This is a genomic window from Thalassospira sp. MCCC 1A02491, from assembly GCF_001613785.1.
In the GTDB taxonomy this organism is placed as follows: Bacteria; Pseudomonadota; Alphaproteobacteria; order Rhodospirillales; family Thalassospiraceae; genus Thalassospira; species Thalassospira povalilytica.
The window spans coordinates 1-18645 of record NZ_LPVX01000016.1 but is presented as its reverse complement, the minus strand read 5'-3'; the positions used below and the strand labels follow the sequence as shown (position 1 = coordinate 18645).

General features: G+C 55.2%; 15 protein-coding genes and 1 pseudogene. 14 read left to right on the top strand and 2 right to left on the bottom strand.

Going from position 1 to position 18645, the window contains the following annotated elements:
• The first annotated feature begins 20 nt into the window (after positions 1-20).
• From AUQ42_RS07005 to AUQ42_RS06940, 14 genes are all read left to right on the top strand, one after another.
• Positions 21-1115 (top strand): TRAP transporter substrate-binding protein, encoded by a 1095-nt coding sequence (locus AUQ42_RS07005; RefSeq protein ID WP_068518380.1) that lies wholly within the window; start codon positions 21-23, stop codon positions 1113-1115.
• 67 nt (positions 1116-1182) lie between these two features.
• Positions 1183-1704: a TRAP transporter small permease subunit gene (locus AUQ42_RS07000; protein WP_068518379.1), complete on the top strand. Its 522-nt coding sequence runs from the start codon at positions 1183-1185 to the stop codon at positions 1702-1704.
• On the top strand, positions 1704-3251 hold the full coding sequence (locus AUQ42_RS06995; RefSeq protein WP_068518378.1) for a TRAP transporter large permease subunit: 1548 nt from the start codon (positions 1704-1706) through the stop codon (positions 3249-3251). The genes AUQ42_RS07000 and AUQ42_RS06995 overlap by 1 nt, the downstream gene beginning before the upstream one ends.
• Positions 3252-3671: 420 nt before the next feature.
• The gene (locus AUQ42_RS06990) at positions 3672-5177 is read left to right on the top strand and encodes a PAS domain-containing sensor histidine kinase (RefSeq protein WP_231856704.1); all 1506 of its coding nucleotides are present in this window, start codon (positions 3672-3674) and stop codon (positions 5175-5177) included.
• Entirely contained in the window at positions 5146-6516 is a 1371-nt protein-coding gene (locus tag AUQ42_RS06985; RefSeq protein ID WP_068518376.1) for a sigma-54 dependent transcriptional regulator, read from the top strand. The genes AUQ42_RS06990 and AUQ42_RS06985 overlap by 32 nt, the downstream gene beginning before the upstream one ends.
• Before the next feature lie 244 nt (positions 6517-6760).
• Entirely contained in the window at positions 6761-8098 is a 1338-nt protein-coding gene (locus AUQ42_RS06980) for an ABC transporter substrate-binding protein (protein WP_068518375.1), read from the top strand.
• Positions 8099-8119: 21 nt separating this feature from the next.
• Entirely contained in the window at positions 8120-9433 is a 1314-nt protein-coding gene (locus AUQ42_RS06975; protein ID WP_068518374.1) for an ABC transporter substrate-binding protein, read from the top strand.
• Positions 9434-9527: 94 nt separating this feature from the next.
• Positions 9528-10427, top strand: a complete 900-nt coding sequence (locus tag AUQ42_RS06970) for a branched-chain amino acid ABC transporter permease (RefSeq protein ID WP_068518373.1) — start codon at positions 9528-9530, stop codon at positions 10425-10427.
• Between the two features lies 1 nt (position 10428).
• Positions 10429-11376 (top strand): branched-chain amino acid ABC transporter permease, encoded by a 948-nt coding sequence (locus AUQ42_RS06965; RefSeq protein WP_068518372.1) that lies wholly within the window; start codon positions 10429-10431, stop codon positions 11374-11376.
• Complete coding sequence (locus tag AUQ42_RS06960; protein ID WP_068518371.1) at positions 11373-12149, top strand: ABC transporter ATP-binding protein; 777 nt, start codon at positions 11373-11375, stop codon at positions 12147-12149. The genes AUQ42_RS06965 and AUQ42_RS06960 overlap by 4 nt, the downstream gene beginning before the upstream one ends.
• Entirely contained in the window at positions 12146-12808 is a 663-nt protein-coding gene (locus tag AUQ42_RS06955; protein WP_068518370.1) for an ABC transporter ATP-binding protein, read from the top strand. The genes AUQ42_RS06960 and AUQ42_RS06955 overlap by 4 nt, the downstream gene beginning before the upstream one ends.
• Positions 12809-12856: 48 nt before the next feature.
• Positions 12857-14011 carry an iron-containing alcohol dehydrogenase gene (locus AUQ42_RS06950; protein ID WP_068518369.1) on the top strand — a complete coding sequence of 385 codons (1155 nt, stop codon included), beginning with the start codon at positions 12857-12859 and terminating at the stop codon, positions 14009-14011.
• Between the two features lie 18 nt (positions 14012-14029).
• Positions 14030-15505, top strand: a complete 1476-nt coding sequence (locus tag AUQ42_RS06945) for an NAD-dependent succinate-semialdehyde dehydrogenase (RefSeq protein ID WP_197460801.1) — start codon at positions 14030-14032, stop codon at positions 15503-15505.
• Between the two features lie 21 nt (positions 15506-15526).
• Positions 15527-16681, top strand: coding sequence for an iron-containing alcohol dehydrogenase (locus tag AUQ42_RS06940; RefSeq protein ID WP_068518368.1), 1155 nt, complete (start codon positions 15527-15529; stop codon positions 16679-16681).
• A 103-nt stretch (positions 16682-16784) separates the two neighbouring features.
• On the opposite strand, the gene AUQ42_RS06935 is transcribed toward AUQ42_RS06940, so the two are convergent.
• Together AUQ42_RS06935 and AUQ42_RS15895 are read right to left on the bottom strand one after the other, a co-directional pair.
• Positions 16785-17717, bottom strand: coding sequence for a cyclase family protein (locus AUQ42_RS06935; RefSeq protein ID WP_068518367.1), 933 nt, complete (start codon positions 17715-17717; stop codon positions 16785-16787).
• A gap of 767 nt (positions 17718-18484) precedes the next feature.
• Positions 18485-18645 (bottom strand): annotated as a pseudogene (locus AUQ42_RS15895) (aldehyde dehydrogenase (NADP(+))); the annotation flags it as partial.

Sequence of the window (18645 nt, the reverse complement as noted above, 5' to 3'; positions counted from 1 at the left end):
AATCAAGGAGGCTCCTTAACATGAAAAGACGTGAATTTCTGACGGCCGGTGTTGCCGGCATGGGTGCAGCGGCGGCGGCAACCTTTGCCACCCCGGCAATCGCACAGGACAAGCGCCAGTGGAACATGGTTACCGCTTGGCCGAAAAACCTGCCCGGGCCGGGGGTTGCAGCCCAGAAACTGGCCGATCGCATCACCACCCTTTCGGGCGGCCGGATCGAGGTCAAACTGCATGCTGCCGGTGAACTTGTACCGGGCAATGGCGTATTTGATGCGGTTGCCGAAGGCACGGCTGATATCTATCACGCGGTTCCGGCCTATTGGGGTTCGAAATCCAAAGGCATCCTTCTGTTCGGTTCGCAGCCATTTGGTCTGCGTGCAGATGAGCAGGTTGGCTGGCTGACCCATGGTGGCGGTCAGGAACTCTATGATGAAATCTATGGCCAGTTCGGTCTGAAGCCGTTCCTGTGCGGCAACTCCGGCCCGCAATGGGCTGGCTGGTTCCGTAATGAAATCAAATCGGTTGACGACCTTAAGGGTCTCAAATTCCGGACCACCGGTCTGGCGTCTGAAATGTGCTCGAAACTGGGCATGGCCGTTCAGGCCATGGGGGGTCGCGACATGTTCCAGGCGCTGCAAAGCGGTGCGCTTGATGCTGGTGAATTCATCGGCCCCTGGAGCGACAGCGCTCTTGGCTTCTATCAGGTGGCCAAGAACTATTACTGGCCGGGTGTCGGCGAGCCGTCCTCGGCCGAGGAATGCGCGGTCAATGCCAAGGCATATGCCGACCTTCCGGACGATTTGAAGGCCGTGGTCAAGTTTGCCTGTGACAGTCTTTATAACGAAGTCTGGACCGAGTACGAGACCAAGCACGCCATGGCGTTGCAGAAACTGGTGGCAGAACAGGACGTCAAGGTCCGCATGCTTCCCGATGATGTGGTTGAAGCCATGGGCAAGGCCGGTGCGGAAGTCATTGCCGAACTGCGCGAAAGCGACGATGCCCTGACCCGCAAGGTCACCGAAAGCTTTGTCGCATATCGTGATCTGATCGGTGGTTATATGACCTATGCCGATAACGGTCAGATGAATGCACGCGCCAAGGTGCTCGGCTTCTGATAAACATGATACCCGGCGCAAGGATACCGATCCTTGCGCCGGTTCTTTTCGTATCCGGGGGGATGTGATGCAACGCCTTGCTGATCGGCTTGATCTGATCAATCACTGGACCGGGATGACAGTGCGCTGGTTTGCGCTGATCATGGTTCTTTTGCAATTTGCCGTGGTTTTGCTGCGCTATGTTTTCGGTTTCAGTTCAATTGCACTGAATGAAAGTGTTCTGTACCTGCATGCCGGGCTTTTCATGCTTGGCGCGGGATACACGCTTTTGGTCGACGGGCATGTGCGGGTCGATATTTTCTATGCCGGGGCCGAAAACCGCACCAAGGCCCGCATTGACGCATTCGGCTATACCATTCTTGCCATTCCGTCGATGATGGCGCTGCTATACTGGACATGGCCGTCCGTGATCAATTCGATCTCGATGATGGAAGGGGCGATTTCGGTGGGCGGCATTCCGGCCGTGTGGCTTTTGAAATCCCTGATCCCCGCATTTTGTATTCTTTTGATTATTCAGTCGGTTGCCTGTTTGCTCAGGCAGATCATTGCCCTGCGCGATGATGTTGACGATCAGGGTGCGCAAAGCTGATGGAATATCTTGATCTTTTGATGTTCGCCGCCCTGATGGGCTGTATCCTTCTGGGTTTCCCCGTTTCGTTTTCGATCGCCGGTGTGGCGATCATTTTCGGTTATATCGGCTGGGCCACCGATGCGATGAATATCGGGCTGATGGGTGCATTCGGGCAGCGGGTATTCGGGACGCTGACCAATGATGTTCTGATCGCCATTCCGCTGTTTGTCGTGATGGGTGTGATCCTTGAACGGTCACGCATTGCCGAAGATCTGCTTCATACCATGGGCCGTCTGTTTGGTCAGCTGCGCGGCGGACTTGGCATTTCGGTCGTTCTGGTTGGCGCGTTGCTTGCGGCATCGACCGGGATTGTCGGCGCGACAGTGATTGCCATGGGCATGATAGCGCTTCCGACCATGTTGCGCACGGGATACAACCCGAAACTGGCATCGGGGCTTGTCTGTACGGCCGGGACGCTGGGCCAGATTATCCCGCCTTCGACGCTTTTGATCATTCTGTCTGACGTCATGTCATCGGCCTATCAGCAGGCCCAGTATGAACAGGGAAAATTCACCATCGAAACCATTTCGGTTGGTCAGATTTTTGCCGGTGCGCTGGTGCCGGGCCTGACGCTGGTGGCGATTTACATCCTTTATATCCTGCTGCGCGGGGTGTTTCGCCCCGATGACATGCCGCCAGTGCATAGCGATGATGGCCGCCCCGATATCGGCGAGGTTTTCCGCGCTGTTTTACCGCCGATCCTTTTGATCATTGCAGTTCTGGGCGCGATCCTTGGCGGGGTTGCCACCCCGACCGAGGCCGCATCGGTGGGCGCAATTGGTGCGATCCTGATGGCCGGTGCCCGTCAGGGGGCCAATCGCACACTGGTGCTTGCCGGGACGATATCGCTTCTGGTTCTTGCCGTGATGGCGGGGATTGCCCCGGTGCGTTTCCAGCGCAGTGACCTTACCGGTGTCGATTATATGCTAGGCGGGGTTTATGTGGTGCTGGCAATCATTGGCATTGCTGCGATCTTTGCCTGCCTGCGTCAGGCGTGGAAGGCAGATATCCTGAAATCGGCCCTGACATCGACCATGACGGTAACATCGATGATCTTTGCCACCATTCTGACCGCCAGCATGTTCTCGCTGGTGTTTATCGGACTGGGAGGCGAGGACCATGTGGCCGAAATCCTTGAAGCCATGCCAGGTGGACCGACCGGAGCGCTCCTGTTTTGCATGGCACTGATCTTTATCCTTGGTTTCTTCCTTGATTTCGTTGAAATCACGGTGATCCTGTTGCCGCTGATTGCGCCGGGCTTGATCATGATGGGCCATGATCCGGTGTGGCTGGCGATCCTGATTGCCATCAACCTGCAGACATCATTCCTGACCCCGCCATTTGGCTTCTCGCTCTTTTACCTGCGCAGTGCCGCCCCGCCGGAAATCACCACCGGTCAGATCTACAAGGGTGTCGTGCCATTTATCGCACTTCAGGTCTTTGGCATCTTCGTCATCTGGCTGTGGCCATCACTGGCGCGCTGGCTGCCAAGCGTCGTGTTCTGATCACGCACACATCCAAACAAAAACGCCCCGGCACGCCGAGGGCGTTTTTCGTATGCTGGCCGGCTTTAGAGTCAAACACAACTAGCTTTGACTTGCTGCCATGCACCATTTACGTCAGAACTGTCATCATAAAATATAAACGTTGAGTATTCAGCGTAAGGGAGCCCGTTTGTGTCCGGTTTTCATTGGTCACGAAATCAACGTCTGAGCCTCGTGGGCCGATATACATTGCTATCGGTAGGCGTTGTTGTATGCGCACTACTTGCCCTTAGCCTGTTCTACCAACGTTTTTCCAACGAACTGATTGACCGGCTTACTGGGGAGAGACTTAGCGCGCAGGTCGCGGCTACGTCAAACAAGCTCTCCGCTTTTCTCGATACGCGCATCTATCAGCTGGTAACATTGTCAAACCATCCAGCCATGCCCGCATTCATTGAGGCCCCAAACTCTCCACAGGCCGAAGAAGCTCTGACCCTGCTTCGGGTCGAGGCGGATTCTCCCGACCTTTATGGTGTCCTGTTTTTTGACTGGTACGATAATCTTGATCGACTGGTCGCCGGGCAAGCAGCATCGGGTCCACCATACTGGTCCAAAAACGGCTGGGATATTTCCGGCCTTCCGCGGGTCGAACATGAAGGCATTGAATTCATCGGTCCCAAATTGCCTGAGAATGGAAATTCCGGCTGGATTTTGATGCGGGCCCACATCCGTGATACCGGTTTGGGGCAGAACACCTCTGTCGGCCTGCATGTCCGTTTGGCATCACTGACTGAACTGTTGGCAAGTGCCGGGGTATCGGGCGTGATTGATCCGCTTTTGCGCACGCCGGGTGGCATTGTTCTTGATGCAACCGGACGCCCCACCGAAGTCAATGGCGAGCTGATCGAAGGTCCAAGCATCCTTCCGGGCTGGAACCTTGTGATGAGTGTTAGACCGGGCACTATCCTGCAACCTATTGACGAAACGCGTTTCTGGCTCGCGGTGACTGCGGCCGTAATCATTGTGGTTATACTGGCAATCTTTTTTGCCTTGTCACGCAGCCTGCGTCGACGGGTCGATACGCTTGTTCAGGGGGCACATAGTATTGCGTCGGGTGATCTCTATTATCGTCTGCCCGAAGGTCGCCGGCGCGATGAAATCAGCACAGTCGCCAAGGCCTTCAACACCATGGCCTGGCAACTTAAAGACCTGATTGATCGTACGGTGCGGGCTGAAAAGCTTGCCGTTCTGGGCCAGTTTGCCACCGGCGTTGCCCATGAAGTCCGCAATCCTCTGGCCACCATGAAAACCACTGTTCAGGCCCTTGTTCGCAAGGAACCTGATGGAGAGCGCAAGACGCTTCTGGATGATATGGGTCATCAGATTGATCGCCTGTCACGCGTGGTGAATGACCTTCTGGCCTATGGCCGACCGGGGGAAGCATGCCCCCAGGTAACAGAAATACGTGATTTGTTCCGCCAATCATCGCGGGTACTGATCCCGGTCGCAAAAGAGGCTCATGTCCGATTTTATACCAGTGGCGATTCCCGTCTGACGATCTTTGTCGACCCGGATCAGATGTTACAGATCCTGCTTAATATCGGGATCAACGCCATTCAGGCATGCCAGCCCGACGGCACGGTTAGCCTGCGAGCAGAACGCCACAAGGACCAGGTAGAAATACGCATCACCGACGATGGTGCCGGCATCCCCAAAGAGCATTTGCTTGACGTCGTGCAGCCATTTTTTACCATGAAAAGCAAAGGAACCGGACTTGGGCTGACAATCAGTCAACAACTGGTCGAATCAAATAACGGTACCATCAATATTGAAAGTGCCCCGCAAGAGGGCACGACAATCACATTGAAGTTCCCGGCAACGAAACCGGAAACTTCAAAGGAGGAAACATCGAAAAATGCTCCGCAAGATCAGGATTCTGATCGTTGATGATGAGGAATCATTCGTCCGATCGCTAAGCTTTGCGCTTCGCACCGAAGGCATGGATGTCACCGGCGTCCATTCCGGAGAATATGCGTTTCTGCAAGTCCGTGAAAACAAATTCGATATCATCCTGCTTGATCTGCGCCTGCCCGGTGCGGATGGAATGGAGGTGCTTGATAGCATCCGCAAACTTGATATCGACGTGCCCATCATCATGATTTCGGCTCATGGCGATACCCGTGCGGCGGTGAAAGCCGTCAAACTCGGTGCGGCGGATTACCTTAGCAAGCCGTTTGAACTCGATGAGTTGATCCATACGATCAACACTACCCTTGATCAAAACCGCACTGCACTTGAGCTTGATTACCACCGCAAGCGCAATGTCCCGACCAACGGACTGATCGGTGAATGTGCGCCGATGCGCGAATTGCGCACGACAATCGGCCGCGTTGCACAAAGCAGTGCCAGCCGTATCCTGCTGCAAGGGGAGTCCGGGACTGGCAAGGCGCTGGTTGCGCGCGCCATTCACGGCGAAAGCCCGCGCGCTTCAAACGCCTTTATCGAAGTCAACTGTGCCGCGCTGCCAGAACAGCTGATTGAAAGCGAATTGTTTGGTGCGGAAAAGGGCTCCTACACCGGAGCGCATCAGAAACGTACCGGCCTTGTCCGGCTTGCTGATGGCGGCAGTCTGTTTCTCGATGAAATCGGCGAATTGCCCCTGGCCCTACAGGCGAAGTTTCTGCACTTCCTTGAAAACGGAGACTATCGCCCGGTAGGAAGCGAGCATTCCGCATCGGCTGATGTGCGGGTGATTGCCGCGACCAACCGCGACCTTGCGGAAGAAGTCCGTCAGGGAAATTTCCGTGAAGACCTGTTTTACCGACTGAACGTCATCACCATTGATATTCCCGCGCTGCGCCACCGCGGCGAGGACATTATCAGTTTGGTCGATCATTTCGCCGATCATCAGGCCAAAGCTGAAGGTTGCCATCCGATCCACTTTGACGATGCGACCCTTGAACTGCTACGCCATCATCGCTGGCGTGGCAATGTGCGCGAGCTTAAAAACCTGATTGAGCGTCTGACCATTCTTTATCCGTCCAAACAGATTTCGCCGGACCTACTGCCGGCTGAATTCCACGTCACGGATGATAACCCGGATGATCTGCATGCCGTAGTTTCGGATGGTAATGCGCAATTGCAGGACCGCATGGACAATACCGAGCGTCATCTGGTCCAAGATGCGCTTGCTCAGGCCGACGGTCACAAAGGCCGTGCGGCAGAAATACTTGGTATTTCACGTCATGCCCTGAAACGTCGTCTGCAACGGCTGGGCCTGCAATAACTTATCCCCAACCCGAAGCATTTTCGACGCACCCTTGAGCGGTTTCCGCTCAAGGGTGTTTTACTGTTTGAGCGCCTAACGCTCAAATTCGCGCTCAAGACCGCTCCATGATTTTGGCCCAAAACGGTCAATCGCGCGGCTTTCCTGACTTTGCGCCGAAATTTCGCAACTGGCACAGCCTTTGCGGAATAGCGAGACAAAGGTACAAACGCGAATGGAACAACCATTCGCAGGGAGGAAAGTCATGGAGATGCTCAAACACCCGGTTTCCGGGTGCATCACCATTATTGTAGCCACGTTCGCACTGTTTGCGGCCAATACCGCACAGGCAGAACGTTTTGAGCTGGGCGCATCTGCACAGAACGCAGATGCTGTCATCGGCTGTTTGTACCCAATGACCGGACGGTCGGCCACATATGGCCGCGACAGTATTTCCGGAATCAAAATCGCACTTCAGGACCTTGAAGCCGAAGCCAAATCCGGCCTTGATGTACCCAATCTTCGCGTCATCGCAGATGATCCGCGATCAAAGGCATCCTATGCGGTTCGTCTGGCGCAGGATTTTATCACCAATGACAATGCCAAATTCTTCTGCGGCATAGTGTCATCTGGTGTTGCCCACGCCGTAAGCGACCTGGCCCGGACTGAAAAAGTCATTATGGTCGGAACCGATCATGCATCATCACGGCTAAGCATCGAGGCAGGCCACGATTATTACTTCCGCGTCACCAATGACAGCTGGACATCGATGGCAGCCGGTGCCCGTTATTTACGTGATCTGCAAAAGGAAACCGGGTGGAAACGTCTTGCCTTTGTCGGACCGGATTATGATTACGGCCATGTTTCCTGGACGGATCTGCAACTTGCCCTTGATGAATTGGGTGTCGAATATGAAACCGTCGGCGACCTGTGGCCTAAGCTCTATGAGCCGGACTATTCGATCTACATCAATGCCCTGCAATCAGCAAAAGCCGACGTGGTCGTAACCGCCCTTTGGGGCGGGGATTTCATCGCCTTTATCAAACAGGCAGCCTCAACCCGGTTCTTTGAAACCACCCGTCTGGCCAATTTCGACACAGGCGCCAATTATGATGTGATGATGGCCCTTGGTGATCAACCCTATCCGGGATTGATCCTTTCGGCTCGCCATCACAATAACTGGCCCGAAACGGGCCGGAACAAGCGGTTCGTAAAACAGTTTCACGACATGACCGGGCGTTATCCGACTTATGCGGCCGAAGGCGCCTATACCGGGATCATCGCCATTGCACGCGCCATTGAAAAGGCAGGCGGCGTGGATGATGACCGCGCGCTGATTACCGCCCTTGAAGGATTGCAACTGGCCCTGCCCGAAGATCCGCCGGGCTTTGCATCCTACATCGATCCCGAAACTCACCAGATTGTCCAGGCGCAAGCCGTGGGCACGGTCGTCCACAACGAAGACTTTCCACCATCGAAACTGATGGTCGGGAATTGGGCGATCTACGATGCCGAAGACCTCAAGCCATCCAAAGAGATGGTCAAACGTCGCCGCGATGCCGTGGCAGGCGGGTCGGAGGCAGTTCCACCGCCAACTCCATGACCTTTCCCAAGGGAGGAAATAGTGAAGAACAATAAATCAAAATTCAGCAAACATCTTGTATCGGGCGTCGCAGCGCTTGCCCTTGCAGCAGGCGCAGCCGGTTCTGCATCGGCCGCTGAAAACGGCAAATTCCGCGTCGGGATCGTGACCTTCCTGTCCGGTCCGGCAGCTGGCCCGTTCGGCGTTCCGTCGGCTAATGCCGCCAAGGTTCTTGTTGAAGAACTGAACAAGGGCAACCTGCCAGCGCCGTACGACAAGATCGGTATCAATGGCGCCGAAATCGAAGCCGTCATCATCGACGAGGCTGGCGGTGCGACCAAGCAGGTTGAAGAATACCGCAACCTTGTTCAGCGGCAAAAAGTCGATGCTGTCATTGGCTATGTTTCGTCGGGCGACTGCCTGGCAATCGCACCAGTTGCCGAAGAACTGAAAACCTTCACCATCGCATATGATTGCGGTACTCCCCGTCTGTTTGCCGATAACCCGGATGCACAATACATGTTCCGGACCGGTCTTGACGCATCGGTCGATAATATCGGCGCAGTTCGTTATCTGGCCGCGACCCGCCCGGACGTTACCCGTCTTGCAGGCATCCAGCAGAACTATTCGTGGGGTCAGGACAGCTGGGCTGACTTCACCGCGGCCGCATCTGCGCTCCTGCCCGAAGCCGAAATCGTCGAAGAACAGTTCCCGAAAATCTATCAGGGCCAGTACGGCGCAGAAATCTCTGCCCTGTCCGTGAAGCGCCCGGAAATCGTTCACAGCTCCTTCTGGGGTGGCGACATGGAAGCACTGGTTCTTCAGGCAAATGCCCGTGGCCTGCTTGAAGATGCAACCGGTCTTCTGACTTGCGGCGAAGCATCGTTTGCCACCTACAAAGATCAGGCCCCGAACGGCATGATCATCGGTGCTCGTGGCCCGTTCGGCCAGTTTGCCCCGGATAACGAACTGAACACCTGGTTCAAGGGTGTCTATCAAAACGCCTATGACATTGAGCCTGTCTATCCGGCAACCAAGATGGCACAGGCGATCCTTGGTCTGAAATATGCCGCCGAGAACGCCGGTGTCGCCGACAAGGAAATCCCGTCAGCAGAGCAACTTTCTGCTGCGATGAAAGGTGCAACCTTTGAATCGGTTTCAGGTACGGTTGAGATGGCGCGCGGCAATGGCCATCAGGCCATGCAGGGTATTACCTATGGTGAATATCACTACGAAGACGGCGTTGCATCAATCAAGAACGCTGTTTCGTTTGATGGCGAATGCGTAACTCCGCCCGAAGGTGTTGCGGCTGCGGACTGGATCGCAGACGGCTTCCCGGGCGCGAAGTGTAACTAAGCTGCACGCTCTGTTTCACTGAGCTTCCTGATCCAGCGGGCATCCCTTTTCCCTTGGGATGTCCGCCCCTTTCCCTGCACACTGGATATTTGTGATGACAAGTCTTCTTGCCGTCCTGATTGATGGCTCGATCTATGCATCGTGGCTGTTTCTTGTGGCTGCCGGCCTGACCGTGATTTACGGGGTGATGCGCATCCTGAACATGGCGCATGGCAGCTTTTATGCCATCGGCGCCTATTCAGCAGCGTCACTGGTTGGCTGGTATTTCAACAACGGCATCGGCCCGGCATGGGTCAGTTATTTGATGCTTGTTGGTGCCGCGCTGGTTGCCGGCCTGATTGTCGGTGTGATTATCGAACGCGGATTGCTGCGCCTCATGTATGGCCGCGACGAAATCCTGATGGTGATCATTACCTATGCCCTTCTTCTGATCCTTGAAGACGGTATGAAAATCGTCTGGGGTGTCAGCCCGTATTTCGCATACCAGCCTTATTCCGAACTTGGGCGCACTTCGCTCGGTTTGCTTAAGGTTTCAAATTACGACGTCGCCCTGGTCGGAGTATCCGCACTTCTTGGGCTTGGCCTGTGGGCATGGCTTGAACGCACCAACCAGGGCAAAGTCCTGCGTGCGGTGATCCATGACCGCGAAATCGCGGTTGCCATGGGCGTAAACGTGAAGCTGATGTTCACCATCACCTTTGTTCTGGGCACCACGCTGGGCGCACTTGCCGGTGCATTGACCGCACCTGCGATCTCGGTAGTACCGGGCATAGGTATTGAAGTGATTGTTCTGGCCTTTGCTGTGGTGGTGATTGGCGGCCTTGGCAGCATTGGTGGTGCTGCAGTCGGCGCCCTTCTGGTCGGACTGAGTCGTGCGGCCGCTGTTCACTACGCTCCTGAATTCGAACTATTCGTCATTTATGGCGTGATGTCGCTGGTTCTGGCGTTCCGTCCCGAAGGCCTGTTTGGCCGTACTTTGGCGAGGAAAATCTGACATGCGTCTTGATAAAACTGAAATCTCGCTCGGGCTGATCGCGCTTGGCTGCGTTCTGTTCGGCTTCGTTTCGCCGGGTTGGCTGATCTTCCTTTTGACCATCGCACTGGCCAAGGCACTTGTCGTGCAGGGTGTCGTCATGCAGATGCGTTCCGGCCTTGTATCCTTCGGCCAGGGGCTTTTCTATTGCATCGGCGGCTATACTGTCGGCATGGGCGGCCAGTTCTTTGGCATTCATGATGCGGTTGCCGCCCTGTCACTTGGCATGTTTGTCGCGATTATCATCGCAATGCTGTTGGGTCTGTTACTAACGCGCTATCGCGAAATCTTTTTTGCCATGCTGTCGCTGGCATTTTCGATGATCCTGTTTGGCATCCTTGTCAAAAGCCAGGAACTGGGAAGTACGGACGGCTTTAACGTTCATCACTGGACCCTGTTCGGCTGGGCTCCCGAAGCCGGTGCTGGCAGCCAGCACACCGTCTTTACCATGACTGTCATTGCCGGTCTGATCGTTGCAGTTCTGATCCATCGTTACACCAAGGCAGGCATTGGCGTCATTTGCGAAGCTGTTCGCGAAAATGAAGTCCGTGTTGAATATCTCGGTCTGTCACCGCGCTGGTTGCTTTATGGCAACTATGTTGCTGCGGCGGCGGTATCGGCCCTTGGTGGCGGTCTGACGGCCCTGGCGACCGGCCACGTTGATCCGGAGATGGCCTATTGGACCACGTCGGGCGAATTTGTCTTCATCGCGCTTTTGGGTGGTTTGGGCCACGTGGCTGCACCATTTATTGCTGCCATCGTCTTCTCGTTCGTGCGGACATACGCCATCGAATTCGTACCTCATACCTGGCAGATGATCCTCGGTTTCACGCTGCTTGCGGTCATTATCTTCCTGCCCAAAGGGCTGTGGAGCCTGGTCAGCCGTGAAAAAACAGGAGAACGGACATGACCTGCATTCTTGAAACACGTTCACTGAACAAGGAATTCGGCGCGGTCATCGCCGCAAAGGATTTGAACGTTCAGATCAACAAGGGTGAAGTCGTTGGTGTGATCGGCTCCAACGGAGCCGGCAAGACGACCTTCATCAACATGGTGACGGGTTATCTCAAGCCGACCCGGGGCGAGATCCTATTTAATGGCAAGTCCATCATGGGGCATTCTCCGCGTGCCATCACACGTGCTGGAATGGCGCGTTCCTTCCAGGTTGCGCAGCTGTTCCCGGGAATGACCGTGCTCGACAATCTGATTGTTGCGCTGGCTGCGGCCGAAAGCGCCCGACCGAGTTTCCTAAGCCCGCTTCGCAGCGATGCACGCATCGCAAGGGCTGAGGAAATCCTCAAGGAATTCGGTGTCGCAAACTATCGCGATTCAATGGTGACCGCCGTCCCGCAGGGGGCACGTAAACTGGTTGATATCGCTATGGCATTGATCGGCAATCCACAGATGCTGTTGCTTGATGAGCCAACCAGCGGCGTCAGCATGGATGAAAAAACCGGCCTGATGGATACGGTCATGAACGCCGTGCGTCAGCATGGCGTTACCGTTCTGTTTGTCGAACATGACATGGATGTGGTCGAACGCTATGTCTCGCGCGTTCTGGCGTTCTATAGCGGCGAAATCATTGCCGATGGCGAACCTGCGGCAGTTCTCGCCGATCAGCAGGTCCGCGATCTTGTGACCGGCCATCGTCCCACCATCAAACAAGGGAATGGCGCATCATGACCCTGGAAATTCGCAATCTCGATGTTTCGATCGGCAATATTCCGATCCTGCGTGATGTCTCGCTTTCAGTACCGTCCGGCAAGATGTTTGGCCTGATCGGCCATAACGGGGCGGGCAAGACCACCCTGATGCGCGCCATCATGGGCCTTCTGGATGCAGATCAGGGCACCATCACCTTTGATGGTCAGGACCTGCGCAAGCAGCCTGATTTCGCCCGTGCCAAAACCGGCATCAGCTATATGCCCGAAGATCGCCGTCTGATCCCGTCACTGACGGTCGAGGAAAACATTCTTCTTCCGGCCTGGACCAACGGTATTGCAGACGCTGCGGAACGGTTGAAATGGGTCTATGACCTGCTGCCCGAAATCGCCCAGTTCCGGGATCGCCGTGCGCTGCAACTTTCCGGTGGTCAGCAGAAACTGGTCTCGCTCGGGCGTGCATTGATGCCCGGTCGTAATCTTCTGTTGCTTGATGAACCGTTCGAAGGGGTCGCACCGGTGCTGTCACGCCGTTTGTCGGAAGTCATTTCCGATCTCGGCAGCAGTGGCCTTTGTGTCCTGATTTCTGAGTCCGATGACACCCACTCTGCCGATTTGGTGGCGGGCAGTTATCGCATCGAACGTGGCACCGTTTCCAAGGCTGAACAGGAAACCGCCTGATCCCAATGACAGCCACCACAACAGACAAGTCAAAAGACGAGGTTCCCCATGTCAGACTTTGTGTTTGAAACCACCCCTCGCGTCATCTGCGAGTTCGACGGTGCCTTGCAACTCGGCACCCTGTGCAAGGAGTTCGGCGCGAAACGCGCCGTTCTCCTGTCCGATCCGGGCTTGCAGAAGGTTGGTCTGATCGACGCCCCTTACGCAGCACTTAAAGAAGCCGGGATTGAAACCCTGCTATGGACTGATGTTCAGGCAGATCCGCCCGAAGAAAGCATTCTTGCCTCGGTCAAAGGTGCCCGTGACTACAAGGCCGATATCGTCATCGGCCTAGGTGGCGGGTCATCGCTTGATACCGCAAAACTGGTCGCCCTTCTGTGTGGCAAGGATCAGAAACTTGACGAGATCTATGGCATCGGTCTGGCGACGGGTCCGCGCCTGCCGCTTATTCAGGTGCCGACCACGGCTGGTACCGGTTCGGAAGTCACCCCGATTTCGATTGTCACCACACCGACGCACGAGAAAAAGGGTGTCGTGTCCAGCCTGCTTTATCCCGATGTCGCACTGCTTGATGCCAAACTGACCATGGGCCTTCCGGCCCCGATCACGGGCATGACCGGCATTGATGCCATGGTGCACGCCATCGAGGCCTACACCACCAAGCACAAGAAAAACCCCCTGTCGGACGGACTTGCCATCCGCGCGATGCAGCTGATGACCGCCCATATCGATGATGCGGTTTCTGCCACCCCGTCACGCGAAGCGCGTGAAGCCATGCTTCAGGGGTCCATGCTGGCCGGAATGGCCTTTGCCAATGCCCCGGTGGCGGCTGTTCATGCCCTTGCCTATCCTCTAGGCGGGCATTTCCATGTTCCGCATGGACACAGTAATGCGCTGGTCCTGATCGAAGTTTTGAAATTCAACCGGGATGCGGCCGTATCTCAATACGCCGAACTCGCCCGCGCCATTCTGCCGGATGAAAAGTTCGCAAATGACGATGCTGCCTGTGATCGCTTCATTACTTTCATGACCGACATGGTCGAACGCATGCCGTTCAGCCGCACCTTGCGCGAAGTCGGCGTGGCGGAAAGCGATCTCGACATGCTGGCAACCGATGCGATGAAGGTGGAACGCCTTTTGATCAACAATCCGCGTGAAATGACGTTCGACGCCGCACGCGCGATCTATGCCGCCGTGCTGTAACGAAAAGGAATAGCCACCATGACCATCCAGCTAAATGATACTGGCCTTTGGCAAACCAAGGGGCATATTGACGGCCAATGGGTCGCATCCGACAGCGGCAAGACCTTTGCGGTTGTTGACCCGGCCACCGGCGAACATCTTGCCGATGTGCCCGATATGGGTGCCGCCGAAACCCGCCGTGCGATTGATGCCGCCAATGCCGCCCTTCCGGCATGGCGAGCCAAAACCGCCAAGGAACGCGCAAATGTGCTGCGCAAATGGTTTGAACTCTGCATGGCGGCCCAGGCCGACCTTGCATTGCTGATGACCCGCGAACAGGGCAAACCCCTGGCAGAGGCATCCGGCGAAGTCGCCTATGGTGCGTCCTTCCTTGAATGGTTTGCCGAAGAAGGCAAACGCATTTATGGCGATGTTATCCCGTCGCATGGGGCGGACAAACGCATCATCACCGTCAAACAGCCGATTGGTGTTGTTGCCGCGATCACGCCATGGAACTTCCCGATGGCCATGATCACGCGCAAATGTGCCCCGGCCCTTGCCGCGGGTTGCACGGTGGTCATCAAACCGGCAGAAGATACCCCGCTGACCGCGCTTGCACTGGTCGAACTGGCCAAACGCGCCGGGTTCCCCGATGGCGTAATCAATATCGTCACCGCATCACACGGTGCTGAAATCGGTGGTGAACTGACTGCCAACCCGATCGTGCGCAAACTGTCCTTCACCGGCTCCACCCAAGTTGGCAAACTTTTGATGCGTCAATGTTCTGATACCGTCAAAAAAGTCAGCCTGGAGCTTGGCGGTAACGCGCCGTTTATTGTCTTTGACGATGCCGATCTGGATGCGGCGGTTGCAGGCGCAATTGCCTCGAAATACCGCAATGCCGGGCAGACCTGTGTCTGTGCCAACCGCATTCTGGTTCAGGAAGGTGTCTATGACGTCTTTGCCGCCAAACTGGCCGAGGCCGTTGGTAAACTGCGCGTGGGTTTGGGCACCGAAGAAGGAGTTACCCAAGGTCCGCTGATCAATGCGAAGGCAATCGAAAAGGTCGAAGCACTGGTCGAAGACGCGGTTTCTCGTGGGGCAAAGGCTGTTCTGGGTGGTGATCGGGCCAAGCCCGACAGCAACTTCTTTACCCCGACCATTCTGACCGGGGTTACGTCGGATATGCGGATTTTCTCCGAAGAAATCTTTGGCCCGGTCGCGCCGTTGTTCAAATTCAGCAGTGAAGAAGACGCCATTCGGATGGCCAATGACACGCCATTTGGTCTGGCGGCCTATTTCTATGCCCGTGATATCGGCCGCATCTGGCGGGTTGGCGAGGCGCTTGAATACGGCATCGTCGGCATCAACGAAGGCATCATTTCGACCGAATCAGCACCGTTTGGCGGGGTCAAGGAATCCGGCATCGGCCGCGAAGGGTCAAAATACGGCGTCGATGATTTCGTCGAGATTAAATATATGTGCCTCGGCGGTCTCGCCGGGAATGCCAACTGATCCCGGATAAGGAGACACATCATGAGTTTCATGTTCCGAAGTGCGCCGCGCATCGTCTGCGAAGCCGGTGGCATTGCCAAGACCGGCAGCCTGATGAAGGAACTCGGCGCCAGCCGTGTCACCATTGTCTGCGATCCCGGCATCGTCAAACTGGGCTTTGCGCAAAAGGCGCAAGATGCGCTTGAGGCCGTCGGTATCGCGGTTCAGGTCTTTTCTGACGTCGAAGCCGACCCGCCCCAGAAAATCGTCGAAGCCGCCATTGCGAGGGCACGTGACTGGAAGGCGGATGGCGTAATCGGTCTTGGCGGCGGCAGCTCGCTTGATAGTGCGAAGCTGGTTGCATTGCTCGCCAAAAGCGATCAGACCATCGAAGAAATCTATGGGGTGGACAAGGCAAGCGGTGATCGCCTGCCGTTGATCCAGATCCCGACCACCGCCGGGACCGGATCGGAAGTTACATGGGTGTCGGTGATTACCGATAACGACCACCTCAAACAGGTTGTCTACACCCCGCAACTGATGCCCGATATCGCCCTTCTTGATGCGGAACTGACCTATGGCCTGCCGCAAAAGGTCACAGCGGCCACCGGCCTTGATGCCATGGTCCATGCGATCGAAGGCTATACCAGCCGCACACGTAAAAACCCGATTGCCGATGGCATGGCGGTCACCGCCCTTTCGCTGCTTGGCAAGAACCTGATGAAGGTGATTGAAAATCCGGGTGACAAGGAAGCACGCGCTGCCATGTTGCAGGGATCGCTGATTGCCGGGATGGCGTTTGCCAATGCATCGGTTGCCGCCATTCATGGATTGGCCTATCCGCTGGGCGCACGCTTCCACATCCCGCATGGTCATGCCAATGCGCTGGTCATGGCGCAGGTGATCCGCTTTAACCTGCCAGCCGCGAAAAAGCTGTATGCCGAACTCGCCCCGTGCCTGATCGAAGGGGTCGATTTCGACAGCGAAGACGCCGCCGCCGAGGCGTTCGTCAAACGGATTGAAGAAATGGTCCCGGCCAGCGGCCTTGAAATCCGCCTGCGCGATCTTGGCGTCACCGAAGAGTCCCTGCCGGAAATGGCCGAGGAGGTCTTTACAAAAATCCATCGCCTGATCGACAGCAATCCGCGCGACATGACCGCCAAGGAGATCGAGGCGATTTATCGCAGCGTTTATTAATTTGCCCGTCTGCAAACTTCGGTTTGTATCGTGGCACAAGAACCGGCGGCCTGTTTGGTCGCTTGGCCGCCGGTTCTAAAGTTATCAAAATGATCAGACCGGCTTAGCGAATGGCAACCGGGTTGATGATCATCTGTACAGCGCCCTTGAGCTTGGCCTGCCCGAGAACGAACAGGAACTCGTGTGCCCGGTCTGCGGCCAAGTCCCTCGTGACGATATTTTCAAGAATATAGACACCGTTTTCTGCCAGAAGCTTCACATGGACCGGGAAGAAAGCACTGGGATCTTCATGGGGAACAGCTTCAAGCCCCCATGTATCGGCACCAACGGCGACAACACCCTGATTTGCCAACCATTCCGCTGCTTCCAGACCAAGGCCCGGTTCGGTCGTTCCGTAAAGCTCATTGTCCTTCCCGACCAAATCAAGCCATCCGGTATGGATCAGAACCACATCTCCCTTGCGAATTTCGGTACCGGCCGCTTTTTGAGCCGCCATGATGTCCTCAAGGGTGATGACATAGCCGCCTTCAAGACGATCAGTCCCCTTGATCGCAGCAACGTCCAGCAAGACTCCACGCGTTGCCATTGGTGGCACGTTTTCAATGCCAAGCTTGGTCAGGCCGGTGGCTGCGACCATGTCTTCGGCGTGGTTATTATTATAATAGGTATGATGATCACCCAGATGACCCAGACCATCAATCTGTGTCCCGACACCGAGCCAGCCGGTGAACATGTCATCGTTATAGGTTCCCGCATTGCTGCCGATTGTTTTGTTACCGCTTTGTCCGGGCGAGAAAACCGTCACAGCGACACCACGTGGTGCAAAGGCCGGCGTATCACGTGAAACTTCCATCCCCAGTGAATAGACCTTGCCTTCGGAAATCAGCTTGCTGGCTGCAAGTGTTATTTCCGAAGTCAGATAGTTCGCAGCCCCGATTTGATCATCAGGTCCAAACGGTGATGTGAACCGGTCATCAGCCGAAGCGGTACCGATTGCGCCGATAAGACCAAGCATCATGGATGCAGAGACAAGCATTTTTGCTTTTTGCACCCCCCCTAAGTTGATAAGGACTCAGAGAACAGCAATTATAATGCCAATCAAAAGTGGTGAAAAACCTAGACAAAATGAAGAGACTGGAGCGGAATCCGATCCACCCAGAGTGTAAAATGATCGGTTACCGCTCCGGCAAAACACGCAGCCGATCGGCCTGTCTCACCAAACTGGCAATCTTTGTCATTCTAAATTTTGAGATAAAGCGATGGTGCCCCCGGGGAGAATCGAACTCCCACTCACTAGGTGAAACAGATTTTGAGGCAGGAAATAATTCAATAAAATCAATGCGTATTCTTGTGTTTGGGTCGAGTGGAGAGCTCAACTGAGGTGATTTTTTCAAGAAATTCCGAAAATTTACGGAATGAAAATGTCTCTCAAAAGTTCGTAAAGCAGCACCAGCCGCAACACTGTCAAGTAAAGATTGTTTGTGAGAAGAAATTCAACCTTTAGCTGGTTAAGGCGATTACCAATAGCTGCTATTTTTCGAATGCCTGCAAAACAGCTAACCTGTTCTTTTTGATCTCTATTCTAATTAATTAATCTTTGAATGGCTCTAAATGACAGTCGGCGCTGAATTGGTCAAACCATCAACTGATCAACTTTTTCAGAGACGAAAAACTTGTAATATTAAAATATTAGTTTCTTGAACTTGTCGCGCGTCGCACTGCTCAGGACATAATCACTCATGCTTCGTCTCCGTGGGTTTGCCCGACCACTTCGGGCCGGGCTGCATCATGATCAAAATGCCGTTACGCGATGTCTGCCGGCAGCACGTCGGTCGGGATGTTCTGATAACAAACCGGGCGCAGGAAACGACGGATGGCCATGGTCCCGACCGAAGTCGCGCCAAAGTTGGTCGATGCCGGATATGGCCCGCCATGGACCATGGTATCGGATACCTCCACACCGG

Bases quoted from the DNA above. Each gene is read 5' to 3' on its own strand.
- AUQ42_RS07000 (WP_068518379.1), top strand. From the start codon at position 1,183: ATGCAACGCCTTGCTGATCGGCTTGATCTGATCAATCACTGGACCGGG.
- AUQ42_RS06970 (WP_068518373.1), top strand. From the start codon at position 9,528: ATGACAAGTCTTCTTGCCGTCCTGATTGATGGCTCGATCTATGCATCG.
- AUQ42_RS06965 (WP_068518372.1), top strand. From the start codon at position 10,429: ATGCGTCTTGATAAAACTGAAATCTCGCTCGGGCTGATCGCGCTTGGC.
- AUQ42_RS06990 (WP_231856704.1), top strand. From the start codon at position 3,672: ATGCCCGCATTCATTGAGGCCCCAAACTCTCCACAGGCCGAAGAAGCT.
- AUQ42_RS06935 (WP_068518367.1), bottom strand. From the start codon at position 17,717: ATGCTTGTCTCTGCATCCATGATGCTTGGTCTTATCGGCGCAATCGGT.
- AUQ42_RS06940 (WP_068518368.1), top strand. From the start codon at position 15,527: ATGAGTTTCATGTTCCGAAGTGCGCCGCGCATCGTCTGCGAAGCCGGT.
- AUQ42_RS06960 (WP_068518371.1), top strand. From the start codon at position 11,373: ATGACCTGCATTCTTGAAACACGTTCACTGAACAAGGAATTCGGCGCG.
- AUQ42_RS06955 (WP_068518370.1), top strand. From the start codon at position 12,146: ATGACCCTGGAAATTCGCAATCTCGATGTTTCGATCGGCAATATTCCG.
- AUQ42_RS07005 (WP_068518380.1), top strand. From the start codon at position 21: ATGAAAAGACGTGAATTTCTGACGGCCGGTGTTGCCGGCATGGGTGCA.
- AUQ42_RS06995 (WP_068518378.1), top strand. From the start codon at position 1,704: ATGGAATATCTTGATCTTTTGATGTTCGCCGCCCTGATGGGCTGTATC.
- AUQ42_RS06980 (WP_068518375.1), top strand. From the start codon at position 6,761: ATGGAGATGCTCAAACACCCGGTTTCCGGGTGCATCACCATTATTGTA.
- AUQ42_RS06945 (WP_197460801.1), top strand. From the start codon at position 14,030: ATGACCATCCAGCTAAATGATACTGGCCTTTGGCAAACCAAGGGGCAT.
- AUQ42_RS06985 (WP_068518376.1), top strand. From the start codon at position 5,146: ATGCTCCGCAAGATCAGGATTCTGATCGTTGATGATGAGGAATCATTC.
- AUQ42_RS06950 (WP_068518369.1), top strand. From the start codon at position 12,857: ATGTCAGACTTTGTGTTTGAAACCACCCCTCGCGTCATCTGCGAGTTC.